Annotated in this window: 14 protein-coding genes; 6 read left to right on the top strand and 8 right to left on the bottom strand. The window is 47.9% G+C overall.

Annotated elements, in window-relative coordinates:
• Positions 1–58 precede the first annotated feature (58 nt).
• Positions 59–1312 (top strand): MFS transporter, encoded by a 1254-nt coding sequence (locus tag KNO68_RS10400; protein ID WP_214813586.1) that lies wholly within the window; start codon positions 59–61, stop codon positions 1310–1312.
• Positions 1313–1330: 18 nt separating this feature from the next.
• Here KNO68_RS10400 and KNO68_RS10395 read toward each other — a convergent pair whose 3' ends face one another.
• The 4 genes from KNO68_RS10395 to KNO68_RS10380 all read right to left on the bottom strand — a co-directional run bounded on the left by KNO68_RS10395 (position 1331) and on the right by KNO68_RS10380 (position 3129).
• A complete protein-coding gene (locus KNO68_RS10395) occupies positions 1331–1627 on the bottom strand; it encodes a DUF3817 domain-containing protein (protein WP_015880430.1) in 297 nt (98 codons plus the stop codon).
• An 80-nt stretch (positions 1628–1707) separates the two neighbouring features.
• A complete protein-coding gene (locus KNO68_RS10390) occupies positions 1708–2214 on the bottom strand; it encodes a DoxX family membrane protein (RefSeq protein WP_015880429.1) in 507 nt (168 codons plus the stop codon).
• Between the two features lie 183 nt (positions 2215–2397).
• Entirely contained in the window at positions 2398–2811 is a 414-nt protein-coding gene (locus tag KNO68_RS10385; RefSeq protein ID WP_143404742.1) for a pyridoxamine 5'-phosphate oxidase family protein, read from the bottom strand.
• Positions 2812–2928: 117 nt separating this feature from the next.
• Positions 2929–3129, bottom strand: coding sequence for a cold-shock protein (locus KNO68_RS10380; RefSeq protein WP_015880427.1), 201 nt, complete (start codon positions 3127–3129; stop codon positions 2929–2931).
• Positions 3130–3390: 261 nt separating this feature from the next.
• Here KNO68_RS10380 and KNO68_RS10375 point away from each other — a divergent pair, with 261 nt between their 5' ends.
• Positions 3391–4989: a glycoside hydrolase family 55 protein gene (locus KNO68_RS10375; RefSeq protein ID WP_215112462.1), complete on the top strand. Its 1599-nt coding sequence runs from the start codon at positions 3391–3393 to the stop codon at positions 4987–4989.
• Here KNO68_RS10375 and KNO68_RS10370 read toward each other — a convergent pair.
• Positions 4953–5459: a flavodoxin domain-containing protein gene (locus tag KNO68_RS10370; protein WP_214685071.1), complete on the bottom strand. Its 507-nt coding sequence runs from the start codon at positions 5457–5459 to the stop codon at positions 4953–4955. The two genes, KNO68_RS10375 and KNO68_RS10370, sit on opposite strands and share 37 nt — an antisense overlap.
• A 103-nt stretch (positions 5460–5562) precedes the next feature.
• Positions 5563–7212 carry a glycoside hydrolase family 13 protein gene (locus KNO68_RS10365; protein WP_215112461.1) on the bottom strand — a complete coding sequence of 550 codons (1650 nt, stop codon included), beginning with the start codon at positions 7210–7212 and terminating at the stop codon, positions 5563–5565.
• A 123-nt stretch (positions 7213–7335) separates the two neighbouring features.
• Between KNO68_RS10365 and KNO68_RS10360 the strand changes: the two genes are divergently transcribed.
• The 4 genes from KNO68_RS10360 (at position 7336) to KNO68_RS10345 (ending at position 11011) form a co-directional block, all read left to right on the top strand.
• Positions 7336–8115: an AraC family transcriptional regulator gene (locus KNO68_RS10360; protein ID WP_078146084.1), complete on the top strand. Its 780-nt coding sequence runs from the start codon at positions 7336–7338 to the stop codon at positions 8113–8115.
• Between the two features lie 85 nt (positions 8116–8200).
• Positions 8201–9541, top strand: coding sequence for a copper amine oxidase (locus KNO68_RS10355; RefSeq protein ID WP_047795816.1), 1341 nt, complete (start codon positions 8201–8203; stop codon positions 9539–9541).
• A gap of 19 nt (positions 9542–9560) precedes the next feature.
• On the top strand, positions 9561–10460 hold the full coding sequence (locus KNO68_RS10350; RefSeq protein WP_215112460.1) for a class F sortase: 900 nt from the start codon (positions 9561–9563) through the stop codon (positions 10458–10460).
• A gap of 104 nt (positions 10461–10564) precedes the next feature.
• Complete coding sequence (locus tag KNO68_RS10345) at positions 10565–11011, top strand: hypothetical protein (RefSeq protein ID WP_215112459.1); 447 nt, start codon at positions 10565–10567, stop codon at positions 11009–11011.
• A gap of 46 nt (positions 11012–11057) precedes the next feature.
• Here the strand turns inward: KNO68_RS10345 and KNO68_RS10340 are convergent, their stop codons facing one another.
• Positions 11058–11765 carry an ABC transporter ATP-binding protein gene (locus tag KNO68_RS10340; protein WP_078146082.1) on the bottom strand — a complete coding sequence of 236 codons (708 nt, stop codon included), beginning with the start codon at positions 11763–11765 and terminating at the stop codon, positions 11058–11060.
• Positions 11765–13402: an ABC transporter permease gene (locus tag KNO68_RS10335; RefSeq protein WP_214733831.1), complete on the bottom strand. Its 1638-nt coding sequence runs from the start codon at positions 13400–13402 to the stop codon at positions 11765–11767. Before KNO68_RS10335 ends, KNO68_RS10340 begins: the two co-directional genes overlap by 1 nt.
• Positions 13403–13533: the final 131 nt, after the last annotated feature.

The raw sequence follows: 13533 nt of genomic DNA, 5'->3' as shown, positions 1-13533 counted from the left end.
TCGTTGCCTTTATGATAATGTTAAATCACATTTAACTAATTTGCAAAGGAGTGTTTCTATGAAGTTTCTCTCTTCAAATCTATCAATTTTACTGCTCGGTAAATTCATGTCGTTATTCGCATCCAACTTATTTACGTTTGTGGCGGGACTCACGGTGTTGACGACGACCGGATCTGGGCTCCAATTCGCCTTCGTTCTCCTCGCAGGTACATTACCCCGTGTGCTTCTATCCCCATTCGCCGGCGCTTATGCAGACAAACTTGACCGAAAGCGAGTCATCATTAGGATGGAGTCTTTGAACGGAGGATTATTTTTACTCGCAGGTGTTGGAAGCTTACTTTGGACGTTTGAAGCACCCGCTTTTTACGTCATCACATTCTTCTTAGCGATCGTTTCCACTTTCTTATCGGTCACGTTATCAAGTTCGATTCCTCTTTTATTTGAGGAAGATGAACTGCAACGCGCCAACTCTCTCATTCAAAGTATCATCTCCATCTCAAGCATCGGTACCCCGCTTCTTGCCGGGGCACTGTTTAAGCTTATACCGATTCCTGTCTTTTTGTTCAGTTCAGCTCTATTCTTTATGATTGCCGCACTTCTCGCCTCTCGACTTAAATTTCATCAGAAAGAGGTCGCACCCACCGAACAATCGACTTGGGAAGACGTACGGTCCGGTCTGTCTTACTTGAAACAACAAAGAGTCTTGTGGACAGTTGCTGTCCTCGCCGCATTTTTGAACTTCTTCTTCGTCGCATCGGAAGTGTTGTTCCCGATTGCAGCGTTACAGGAAGTCGGTGTGTCCCCGTTTCAATTCGGACTCCTTGAAAGCATGGTCGCCATTGGTTTTTTAGTCGCTTCCTTACTTCATGCCTTACCGTTATTCAAAATCAAACATCGCTTAGCAACGATGCGATCCGCGTTGACCATTCTTAGCGTTCTGTTCGTCGGACCCGCCATTCCATTATATTTTCACTTCAACGTCCTCACGTCAATTTTCTTTTTCGCGGTCTTCGCTTTATTGAGTGGTTTCTTGATCGTACGTGTCAACATCCCGATTCAATTGTTCCTCCAAACGAATACGGATCCGAACTATTTAGGGCGCGTCATCGGTGTGCTCGAATCACTCGCGATGGGGATTACGCCGATTGGATTCATCCTATTCGGGGTATTGAGTGATCTCGTCTCTGTTGCCCATCTCTACACCGCTTGCATGGTGGGTCTACTCATCTGCACGTTCGTCCTCACGTACCGAATACGTCAAGACATTCGAGCAGAACGAGATTCAGCTCAGTCAATGGATCGCGTATCATAAAAAAAGACATCGAACGAATCAGTTCGATGTCTTCTCTGTTGACGGGAGTACCCGTTTTTCTAATAAGAATGGTCCGAATGGGATGACGGACGCCATGACAGCAAGCGTCAAAACTTTGAATCCCCAGCGCAAGCGCCATGCCATGTAGATCGCCGCGAGCACATAGGCCACAAATAAGAAACCATGTGCTGCACCAACGATACTGACCGCGAGTGGAATGCCGGCCATATATTTCAACGGCATCGCGATGAACAGTAACAACAAGAAGGATACACCTTCTGTGTAGCCAAGCCATTTAAAATGAGTCGTAGTCATATGCGTTCTCCTTTATTTCTGTAGGCTATGTCTATCGTAGCCGAAACGTGAGAGGTTTGTCACAAGAGAACGCATAAAAGTTACGAGGCTATTTGACGATTTGGTGAACGATGCAATACTTTCGTGTCGACAAAACGGCGAAGGAACAACCCGTCGACCCCAATTTTTCCAGCGTTATGACCGGCAACTAAAATCAAGACAGATACGATCAACATCGTTGGGTTCGTACTGACTGTTCCTGATAGTAAGAACGCCATGTTCATGACGAGTCCGAAGAACGCTGCGCTACGTGTGAGGGCACCGAGCAATAATCCTAAGCCTACCAAGAATTCACCGTAAGGAATCAAGACATCGAATAGCCCGGCGTTTGGGATCGCAAAGTTTTCGAGGAATGCAGCCCACCATCCAGCGACGGCCGGATGTTCTCCAGAAGCGAGTGTCACCGCGTTATTCAAGAACCCTTCTGTTCCAAAACCTCCCGTGATTTTCCCCCATCCTGCCGTTAACCAATGATAACCGAGCCATACACGTAACACCGTCAAGATCGCTGTAGCGACATTATGATTTTGCCAAAATTTCGTGAACATCATAATTCCTCCCTTTCAAGAAGTTAAATAATTATATAATGTGATTACATTCACAATATACCATTCATGTTCACTATTTCACATATGTATTTTCCTTTGTTCATGATTCGTCCATATGTACGCCATATTCTATTCACATTCATCCACAAAAAAAGACACCTAATTTAGGTGTCTTTGAGGAGATTATAGTGTCACTTCTTGTGGCGGTTGACCTTTCTTGTTCATCACGCGCATCGATTCCGGTTCGATTTTTAGGATGACAAGCTTTGGATCGTCCGGACCATCGAACCATCCTTCGAGTTTCTCGTTCCATACTTTCTCTTTCATCGATTCATCATCCGACACGGTCGCTTTACCGAGGATCTCTAAGTAAGTGTCGCCCACGCCATCTCCATCATAGCCGATTAAAATATGCGTATATGGATTCTTTTCTAACTCTTCTACTTTATCTGTGTCGTTAGAGGTTGCCGTGTAGAGTGTGAAATCATCATGGAAAAATGTCATGTAACGACTGTGGGGTTTCACCTTATACACGGTCGCCATCGTCCCGACATTACTTGCATCTAGAATCTTTAACGCTGTGTCTTTTGCACTCATTCCAAATTCCTCCTTCATGATTTGTCGCTCGTATACTGTTCCCTCAAACTATGGGATTAAACACAAAAAAACCTGCTCGCCGACGCGAGCAGGTATCATATTCCTTAGAAAGGAAGATTAGATTTTTTCAACGTTAGAAGCTTGTGGTCCACGAGCTCCGTCAGTGATTTCGAAAGTTACTTCTTGGCCTTCTTCAAGTGTTTTGAAGCCGTCGCCTTGGATTGCTGAGAAGTGTACGAATACGTCGTCTCCGCCTTCCATTTCGATGAAGCCGTAACCTTTTTCTGAGTTAAACCATTTTACTTTACCTGTGTTCATGAATGAACCCTCCTGAAATAAACGCTATGCGTTATAGTAGTGCCTTACTAGAAAAAACTTGACCAAAAAAAATACAAGCCTCTGGATTATCTAATGAAAAATAATCCCAAGCACTTGTGAATTATGATTCCAGCTATTCTTAATTAAGCACATATTGAATATAACACGACTAGATGTTTCTGTCTAGTAAATACTTCTGATTGCTAAAAAACAAGGTGAAACGGGTACATGCTAGAGAAGATGATGCTAGGAGGATTTATAATGAAAAACGTAAAGGACCCACAATCAATCGCATCGATGATTGCCTCTTACTCCGATTGGTCGGAAGAAGACCTCATCCAGCAAACACTTGAATGGCACCGTGCTACACGGGAAGCTTCTTACTTTGAGCAACAACAATCTATCCCGTGTCGAATTCCATTGACGGAACGGATCACCCCTGTCCGCACGTCCTTTCCGCTCGAGCAAGTCGACGGCATCGTTCGTCCCGTCTGGATGCGTCGGCTCGATGCCGAATATTTGAATTTACTGCAGACGACGAAACAATGTGTTGATGTGACGGACTATGGTGCTGTCGGAGATGGAAAAACGGATTGTACCCTCGCCTTTCGACTCGCCATCCGCTCGAACCGTCGTGTCTTTGTCCCAGCAGGCGTTTATATCGTTCGGGGGATTCGTCTACCTTCCAACTGCGTGCTCGAAGGCGCAGGACAAGACGTCACGATTCTCAAACTGTCCGATCGTGCACCGAGACATCGAAGATTGTTACGAAACGCCACCCCTTTCGCAGGAAATCATCATATCGAGGTATGCCACCTGACGCTCGATTGGAATGTCGCACGATTAGGCGATGTGAAACGGACGACGAGCGGTGACACGACATCGAGCGCCTTGACGTTTGCCCATGTGACGTATGGATGGGTGCATCATGTGACGGCTAAAAATGCCGGTCTTCATGCGTTCGACATCACGTCTCCACACTATCATTACTTAGGGGATGGACTCCGCGCGGCAAACGGCAGTCGGTATATCCATCTCGATCACCTCGAGGCGACGAATTATGGGGATGACGGAATCACCACACATCACAGTGATGCCATCTACATCACGAACTGTTATTGTCATCATCCTCACGGCCGAACACACGCCCTCGGATTCTCAAATTCGAATGGAATTGAGATCGATGATGGATCACGGCATGTCACACTCGTTCACAATAGAACGGAAGGTTGCTTTGGAGGCATCGAAGTAAAAGCACATGGGACCTCATCTGCCGCACACGACGTTCATATCTTCGGGCATCTTTCGGTGCATGACAATCGTTCATTTAACTTTCGTCACATTGGTCATCATTTAGTAGACGATCCGAACTCGGAGACGGCACGCTTCCTATCTGGTACGAACTTAGTGTCCGTCGAGCCAGTCCGCAGTTCACTCTATACAAAATCTTCACCACGAAGCCTGGTCGTATCGGCCTACCAGGACGTCTTGATTCACGGTTTGACTGCGATCGGCGACCCGACCTACGATTACGAACAGCATCCGGCAATTGCGATTCAATACAAGTCGAGACGCGTTCAGCTGAAACGAATCTCCGTGCGCGGGTTTACCACAGCCCGAGCCGACCTCGAACTATTTGGCGGAGATAACCGCACCGATGAAGTGACCATCGATGCCTTACGATGCCAAGAATCTGCACCCATCGCTCTAAAAATCGGTCGTCACCTCGAACACCTTGCTCTTCATCAGATTGAAGGGCAGAAAAAAAGCGGAGATGTACTCATCTCCACGAAAAGCCCGATTGAGGCGCATAATCTACTCGCTCAAGGATTTTCAGACCGGGTGCGCTCAGACGTTTGAGCGGTTTCCACGAGTTGATTCAGTTTGGCGTCATCGAGTTGAAGTGAACTCTCTTTTTGTTTGGCCATCATGCGAACGATTGCTTTGTCTAAAAAGCCCATTCGTTCAAAGTCGTACCCGCTCCCGACGACCTCGACGAAATAGGCATGTTCGCGCAGCGTGTCACGATAGGCTTCTTCTAGCTCGCGAATCCGTTCCGACTCTGTCGGTGTCCCGGCACACAAATATAAAGCGAGGGGATGCTCAAGCAAGTGTGCTTCGTGAAGCGTCAACCATTCCTTCATCTCGTCTTGGATCGTGCCCATTCGAATTGAGCTCCCGACGATGACGTGATCTACCATCTCCCACGTGACGTTCGGCTCTTCTACGATATTTTGGACACGAACGTCACCCGATAGACGTTCAGCGAGTAAAGCCGCCACTTTTTCACTCGTTCCATATCTGGAAGAGTACGCGATTAAAGTACCCATGTCGTTCCCTCTTTTCATGTCAGACGTTACTTACACTATTCCCGAATCATCGAGAGAAGATACGTTTGCACTTAAAAAAGCTCGCCGTCTGGCGAGCTTTTCGTCACAGTTTATACACTTGTGCTTCATAAGGACGAAGGGTGAACGCTTCTATCGGTTCCATGTTTCCGATGACACGTTCTTTCACGTCATATGGTAGCTCTCGTTGTTGTGTCTCGTCGGAGAAGTTACAGAGCGCGAGCCATGTCTCACCTTCGAATGAACGTGTGAATGCATAGACCGCCTCATCTTCCGGTAACAACAGCTCATACTTTCCATAGACAACGAGCGGGTTCGCTTTACGTAGCGCAATCAACTGACGGTAGTAATGGAAGAGTGAATTCGGATCTCTCCGTGCCGCTTCCGCGTTGATGTCGACATAGTTCGGGTTGACCTCGATCCACGGCGTCCCTGTCGTAAATCCACCATGTGCTTCGTCTGACCACTGTACCGGTGTGCGTGAATTGTCACGTCCTCGCTCATGGATGCCACGGAAAATCTCGTCGTGCGTTAACAACCCTTTTGATGTGTAATCACGGTAGGCGTTCAACGTCTCAATATCTCGGTACTGATCGATTGAATCAAACGCGACGTTCGTCATGCCGAACTCTTCCCCTTGATAAATGTAAGGTGTCCCTTTCAATAGATGAAGAAGTGTCGCGAGCATCTTCCCGGAACGGACGCGATATTCAGGCGAATCGTTTCCAAAGCGTGAGATGGCACGGGGCTGGTCATGGTTACTCCAGTACAGGCTGTTCCATCCTTCCTCTTCGAGCCCTTCTTGCCAACGCGAGAAAATCGTCTTCAGCTCAGTCAACTTCCAGTCTGTCGGATTCCACTTGCCGAAGCTCCCGTTCCCGACGTCCACATGTTCAAAATGAAAGACCATGTTCAGTTCGTTGCGGTCTTCACCCGTATACAGTTTCGCTTCCTCCACACTCACCCCTGGCATCTCCCCGACCGTGATCGTGTCGTATTTCGATAAGACTTCACGATTCATCTCCTGCATGAATTCATGGATGCGTGGTCCGTTAAAGAAGAATGGTGTCCCGTCTCCATACCCTGTTCCTTGCGTTTGACCGTCTGGATAGCTCGGGTCTTTTGAAATCATATTGATGACGTCCATCCGGAACCCGTCGACCCCTTTATCGAGCCAATATGTCATGAGGTCGTACACTTCACGACGAAGCGTCTCGCTTTCCCAGTTCAAATCCGGTTGTTTCTTACTGAAGAGGTGGAGGTAGTACTCATCACTCGCCTCATCATACTGCCAAGCGCTGCCGCCGAAGAAAGCCCCCCAGTTCGTCGGAGGTTGACCATCTTTCCCTTTTTTCCAAATGTAATAGTCACGATATGGGCTGTCTTTTGAAGAACGTGACTCCATGAACCATTGGTGTTCGTCCGAAGAGTGATTGACGACGAGGTCCATCATGATTTTAATCCCGTGACGGTGTGCTTCTTCAAGCATCGCATCGAAGTCATTCATCGTACCAAACTCGTCCATGATGGCACGGTAATCACGAATATCGTATCCATTGTCGTCGTTCGGTGAATCGTATACCGGCGAGAGCCAGATGACGTCGATCCCGAGTTCTGCCAAATAAGACATCTTCTCCGTGATCCCTTGGATGTCACCAATCCCATCACCGTTTGAGTCATTGAAGCTACGTGGATAAATTTGATATACGACCGCTTCTTTCCACCATTGTTTCATGTTACGTCCTCCTTGAAGTTCATTTCCGTTTCAACGCTTTCATCGTACTGTCTTCAAGGATTCATGACCATCCATGATATGATTAAGATATGTACAATTTTGCTATAAAATGAGGAGACTATTATGGAAATCGGCTTTTGTGGCTATTCATACCATACAACGACTTATACTTTTCCATTTGCTAATCGACTCGATACGTATCTGATTCGCTTACAAACGGCAGGAACGGCTCGGATTGTGGTCAATGGGGAAACGATGATCACACGATCTGGTGACGTATTGATTGTTCGTCCGGGTGACTTCTATGAAATGCATGTCGATACACCCGCGAGCGGAGACTATCATATCTTTTGCACCGGACATTCGATCGATACATGGTGGCATGCGACTCCACGGGGGCGATTGAATACCATCGCCATCGATTCACGCCTTCTTTCGCTATGGCAACACATTACGGAAGAAGTGCGCCGTCCACCGTCTGAACAAAGTGCCGTTTTAATTGAAACACTCGTTCAAGCACTCCTGCTCATGCTCGATCGTTCGATTCAAGATGTGCATTCCCAAGCGCGACCTCCAGTCGTCTCTCGTATGATGCGCTTTATCGAAGCACACGTTACGAGTGACTTCAAAGTTTCAGACGTCGCCGACGCCGTCGGACTGAGCGTTTCACGGACCGTTCATCTCTTTAAAGAAGGAACCGGGATGACAATCATCGAATATGCACAATCGATTCGCTTACAGCTTGCCGAAGAGCAAATGCGCTATACAAAACATTCGTTAGAAACGATAGCGGAACTGTCTGGATTTCGAAGTTATCCATATTTCCACAGAATTTTTAAACGAAAATATGGCGTAGCACCAGGGGTTTATCGTACTCTTCAACAAAAAAATGAAAAAAAATAAAAAAAGAGTGATCCATTTTTTGAACTGCTCCGTTAGATGGGTGTAAATAACGACAACACTCACTTACGAAAAGGAGCGATTACCCATGAAGAAGAAGACGTTAAACAAAATCGTAGCACCGGCACTAGCCTTAGGACTACTCGTACCAGTCAACGCACAGGCAGCGGATCACACGCCGACAGCAAGTACACCAGCAGGTGACCTTCGCGCCACACTCGATCAACTCTTATCTGAGCATTACGTCTTAGCCGTCACATCGATGATGAAAGGATACGACGAGGCAGCAGATGCTGAGGTCGCGGATCAAGCTCTCGATCAAAACGCGCTCGACATGACACCAGCCATCGCTTCCATCTACGGTGAAGAAGGCGCTGCACAATTTGAAGAAATCTTCCGTGGTCACAACGACTACTCAGCTGATTTCGTAGAAGCAGCAAAATCAGACAACCAGGAACTACGCATGGAAGCTGAAGCGGAAGTTGATGAGTTCGTAGAAGAATTCTCAACATTCCTCGACGCAGCGACAGAAGGGAACTTACCGAAGGACGCAGCAGCTGATGCACTCGAACTTCATGAAGACCAAGTCCTCTCTGTATTCGATAACTATGTCGAAGGAGATTACGAAGAAGCTTACATGACGTTCCGTGAAGGCTACAAGCACATGTTCAACATCAGTAAAGCTCTCTCGGGTGCAATCGTCACACAAATGCCTGACAAATTTACGACTGGAGCCGACACACCAGCTGTTGAACTCCGCTCAACATTGAACAGTCTTGCAGGTGAGCACTTCGCCCTCGCTGCGATCGGTATGCAAAAAGGGTACGACCAAGCAGAGGACTATGACTACGTGACATGGGCAGAAGACCAGAACACACTCGACTTCAAAGCAGCCATCGCATCCGTATATGGTGACGAAGGTGCAGCACAGTTCGAGAAAGTATGGAACTCAGATCACATCACAGCACAAGGTGACATCGTTGCCGCTACACTCGAAGGAGACGAAGCGATGATCGAAGATGCGCGTATGCGCCTCGACCAATTCGCTGTCGACTTCAGCACATTCCTCGATGCAGCAACAGAAGGTAACTTACCACAAGCTGCCGGTGAAGAAGCAATCAAACAGCACGAAGCGCTCGTACTCGACACATTCGATCAATATGTCGCTGGCGATGCAGAAGCGGCTTGGATGTCATTCCGTGAAGGATATGCGTTCATGTTCGGTGTTGGTGAAACACTCGGTAACGCGATCGTGACACAAATGCCTGACAAGTTCGAAGAAACAATGATGCCTGAAGAGATGCCTGAAACAGGTCTCGGTGGTGCACAAGAACAATCAATGAACACTCTCTACGCTGGATTAGCTGTACTTGGCGGAATCTTACTCGCCTTCGTAACGCTTCGCAAACGTAAAGTATCTGAACAATAATCAATAAGGAGGGAGTCCCATGAACAAGCGCCTTTTGTTTCTGGCGCTCTCTCTCTTTTGTTTTAGCTTCTGGACGTGGACGAGCGCCCAAGAATCGTCGTCACCACCTGTAGAAGAAAAACAAATAGAGGAGAGCCCGGATTTAACGGCTGAATTCTCACTTCTACAGGAAGAGGTGAAAAAGCTACGCTTAGCCGAGGAAGAAGAAAACGCCAAGGCCGTCACCCCTGTTCAAATCCAGATCCCTAAAATCGATGTCGACACCGCCATCGAACAAGTCGGGGTCCTCGATAATAAACAGATGGGTGTACCAGAAGATGAGAACCAGGTCGGGTGGTTCGAACCCGGTGTCACACCGGGTAGCAAAGGAAATGCTGTGATTGCCGGTCACGTCGACAGCAAGACCGGCCCGGCTATCTTTTATCAACTCGATCAACTGACAAAAGGCGATGACGTTCTGATTCAAGATGAAGCGGGTAACACACTCCGGTTCCGCGTCACAAAAACAGAACGCTATGATACGAAAACCGCGCCAATCGAAGAGATTTTCGGTGCCACAACAAATCGGAACTTAAATTTGATTACCTGTTCGGGTACGTTCGGGGACGGGGGCTATGATGAACGATTCGTCGTCTATACAGAGCTGGTGGATACCGAACTGAACGAAACTGTCGATCTCGAGACACCGACGGCAGTCGAACTGAAAGGTAACTTATTGACATGGCACGCCGTTCGTCAAGAGAGCGTGATTGGATATCGGATCTATGAAGTCATCGACGGAAAAGCGACTCATATCGAAAGTATCCCATCCCATGCACGAAAAAGTATCGAGGTCACAAATGAGAACAATGCATCCTACTACGTGACTGCGATTGACCAACTTGGAAATGAGTCGAAACCGTCTCAGACAGCGAAGTAGGCACGAAACGTCCTTAGATAAACGCTAAGGACGTTTTTCTATTTCCCATGTATAGTGAAGGTAGCAACACATACATCAACTTTAGGATAAGGAGTTTACACGTCATGAGGACTCAACTTTCATCACCTCTCGCCAGTCAAGTAAAAAGAAGAATTCGCGCCATTTGGGGTGTGACCGATTCACATTATTGGTACCCTCTATCGACTGCTGGGCGCCCCGATGTGATCGCATTCGATAGTGACTATATTGAAGAGGATGATCAAAAAATTAAGGAAATCCAACAATGGATATTGCGTCGAGGCGCGGATGTCGTCTTTGAACTACATGAGGACCTTACGCTCTGGCAAATCGATACCGATTCCTTGGATCCTTGTTATGACGGACGTTATTTAGAACGTTATTGGTTTGACCGACACATGAACTGGGTCATTTACGCATCTCACGAAAGTACGATTAGCTTTGGGGGGAACGAATTGATTACATCGCTCCAGTCCTCTTGGCCAGATTGGCAGGAACATCTATCTGTTATAGACCATCGCTTCATTGAATGATGGACCCACAAAAAAACGCACCCATTCATCAATGAGTGCGCGGAACTTATACGAAGCAAGGAATTTGCGGATTGAACGTCTTGTTGTTCTCCGTCATGACCTGCTTTTTAATTTTGCCTTCTCCGAGATAGACGATGCGATCGGCAAGCGCCTCAGCATCTTCTTCATCGTGTGTCACAAAAATCGTCGTCGTGCCCGTCTGCTTCAAGAGACGACGCAAATCGTCGCGAATCCGGTGTTGAAGTGACGTATCGAGATTACTGAACGGTTCGTCTAGAATCAACAGTGACGGTTTCGGTGCGAGTGCACGCGCTAGCGCGACACGCTGTTGTTGTCCCCCACTGAGTTCGTACGGATAGCGGTGACGGAACTCCGTCAAGTTAACGAGTGCGAGCATCTCTTCGACGCGCGCATTCCGCTCCTTGCGGTTCAGTTTATGGAGACCGAATCGAATGTTCTTTTCAACGGTCATGTGCGGGAAGAGTGCGTAGTCTTGAAAGACCATCCCCACCCCACGGTCTTCTGGCGGCATGAACTGGCAATCGTCGCAACAGACACAGTCATTCACGACGACGACGCCCTGGTTCGGCATCTCGAGTCCTGCAATCAAACGGAGAATCGTACTCTTTCCCGATCCGCTGTCCCCTAGAAGCGACACGATTTCACCTTTTGTGATCGAAATCGAGAACCCTTTGATGGTCTCTTCATGCGCACCTTTATAGCTAAAATGTAAATCGTTGATTTGAACGAACATTAGTCGGCCTCCTTATCAAGCACCTTGTGGGAAACGAATATCAACAGTCCACTCATGAGGACGATGACGATGGAAGCGAGTGCCGCTTCGTGAATCTTCTCATCACTCACGTATTTGAACGCCTGTGTCGCAAGCGTCGAAAAGTTAAATGGTTGTAAAAAGAGCGTCAATGGCAACTCTTTCATAATATCAATAAAGACGAGGATAAACGCGCTCATGATGGCGCCTTTGATCATCGGGATATCGACGCGGAAGAACGTCTGGACCGTGTTCCACCCCAGCATACGGGATGCTTCCGTGAATGACTTCCCGACCTTCTCAAACCCGCTCTCGATTGAGTTGTAGCCGATGGCGAGGAAGCGAATGACGTAGGCAAAGATGAGCATGATGAGCGTCGTCCGGAACACGAATGTCTGACTCAAGTCGAGCGCCCGTGCCAAATCGAGCACTTTGTCATCGAGCCACAAGAAGAGCGTGATGACCGCAATGGCGATGGCCGCTCCCGGAATCGAATACCCGAGTGTCGTCACTTTCGAAATGACACGCGTCATGTTCGACGGGAAGAGTCGTGTATAGTTCGCAATGATGAGTGCGAACAGTAAAATGATCACGGTTGCGGTAAAGGCGACTCGTACCGTATTCCAAACGAGTTGCCAAAATTCTTCCGTGAAGACCGTATCGAACGTCAGAAACGTCCAGGCCGTCAACTGCGTGAACGGAATGACGAATGCAATGGCAAAGACGATAGAAACATATGCGAATACCGCATAGCGATGCCAGCCTTGCAGCGGTCTCGGTTTGAGCGGCTTTACTTTCGTCGAAGCGTAACTGAACTGCTTCCGTCCCCGGACGAGTCGTTCCATCGTCAAGATGGCGATGACGAGAATCATGAGAGTGCCCGCAAGCTTCAGCGCCGACGACGTATCCTTCATCCCGAACCATGTACTAAAAATAGCGGTACTGAACGTCTGGATCCCGAAGTATTTCACGACACCATAGTCGTTGAGCACTTCCATCAAGACGAGACTGACACCGCCGATGATGGCGACTCGAGAAATCGGAATGACGACGGTGAAGAAGATGTCCCATGAGCCGCGACCGAGAATCCGTGCGTTCTCAATCATCGAGGATGACTGGTTATGCAGAAACGCTCGTGTAATCGTATAAATGTATGGATAGAGGAACAACGTGAAAATAAACACGGTTCCTTGAATCGACATGATGTTGAAGTACGACTGATCGACGGTGATCCCGAACTGATTCCGTAGCGTCGTTTGGATCACCCCGGTGTAATTTAAAATGCCGTGATACGTATACGCCCCGATATAAGGCGGAATCGCGAGCGGCAGGATGAGTGCCCATTTAAAGAAGCGACGGAACGGGAAATCATAAACGGTCACGAACCAAGCGAGACTCGTCCCGATCACGGTCGTCAAGACACCGGTAGCCACCATAATGAACAACGTGTTTCTCACGTAACGGGGCAACAGGTACTCCTGAATGTGCTGCCAATTGTCATTGACCGGGGCGAACAATTCGACGAGCACGACAATTCCCGGCAAGACGATCAATAAAATCGCGAGAAAGCTAAGGATCGCCCATCCATTCAGTTGTCGTTTTACTGCGTGCCAGTTCATGTCGTACCGCTCCCGTTCTGTAAACTATCAATTCCTGTCCCATCATATCAGTTTCTGTGCATCCCGTGTAGCGCTTAGGGTGTGAAGAACGCAAAAATCTCCGGCCTGAACTCTCGTTCAAGCCGAAGTCA

Source organism: Exiguobacterium sp. s75, assembly GCF_018617145.1.
GTDB lineage: Bacteria > Bacillota > Bacilli > Exiguobacteriales > Exiguobacteriaceae > Exiguobacterium > Exiguobacterium profundum.
This window is presented reverse-complemented; position numbering and strand designations above follow the sequence as displayed.

What these genes read in the sequence shown, in the direction of transcription:
- KNO68_RS10400 (WP_214813586.1), top strand. Translation starts at nt 59, where the DNA reads ATGAAGTTTCTCTCTTCAAATCTATCAATTTTACTGCTCGGTAAATTC.
- KNO68_RS10395 (WP_015880430.1), bottom strand. Translation starts at nt 1,627, where the DNA reads ATGACTACGACTCATTTTAAATGGCTTGGCTACACAGAAGGTGTATCC.
- KNO68_RS10390 (WP_015880429.1), bottom strand. Translation starts at nt 2,214, where the DNA reads ATGTTCACGAAATTTTGGCAAAATCATAATGTCGCTACAGCGATCTTG.
- KNO68_RS10385 (WP_143404742.1), bottom strand. Translation starts at nt 2,811, where the DNA reads ATGAGTGCAAAAGACACAGCGTTAAAGATTCTAGATGCAAGTAATGTC.
- KNO68_RS10380 (WP_015880427.1), bottom strand. Translation starts at nt 3,129, where the DNA reads ATGAACACAGGTAAAGTAAAATGGTTTAACTCAGAAAAAGGTTACGGC.
- KNO68_RS10375 (WP_215112462.1), top strand. Translation starts at nt 3,391, where the DNA reads ATGAAAAACGTAAAGGACCCACAATCAATCGCATCGATGATTGCCTCT.
- KNO68_RS10370 (WP_214685071.1), bottom strand. Translation starts at nt 5,459, where the DNA reads ATGGGTACTTTAATCGCGTACTCTTCCAGATATGGAACGAGTGAAAAA.
- KNO68_RS10365 (WP_215112461.1), bottom strand. Translation starts at nt 7,212, where the DNA reads ATGAAACAATGGTGGAAAGAAGCGGTCGTATATCAAATTTATCCACGT.
- KNO68_RS10360 (WP_078146084.1), top strand. Translation starts at nt 7,336, where the DNA reads ATGGAAATCGGCTTTTGTGGCTATTCATACCATACAACGACTTATACT.
- KNO68_RS10355 (WP_047795816.1), top strand. Translation starts at nt 8,201, where the DNA reads ATGAAGAAGAAGACGTTAAACAAAATCGTAGCACCGGCACTAGCCTTA.
- KNO68_RS10350 (WP_215112460.1), top strand. Translation starts at nt 9,561, where the DNA reads ATGAACAAGCGCCTTTTGTTTCTGGCGCTCTCTCTCTTTTGTTTTAGC.
- KNO68_RS10345 (WP_215112459.1), top strand. Translation starts at nt 10,565, where the DNA reads ATGAGGACTCAACTTTCATCACCTCTCGCCAGTCAAGTAAAAAGAAGA.
- KNO68_RS10340 (WP_078146082.1), bottom strand. Translation starts at nt 11,765, where the DNA reads ATGTTCGTTCAAATCAACGATTTACATTTTAGCTATAAAGGTGCGCAT.
- KNO68_RS10335 (WP_214733831.1), bottom strand. Translation starts at nt 13,402, where the DNA reads ATGAACTGGCACGCAGTAAAACGACAACTGAATGGATGGGCGATCCTT.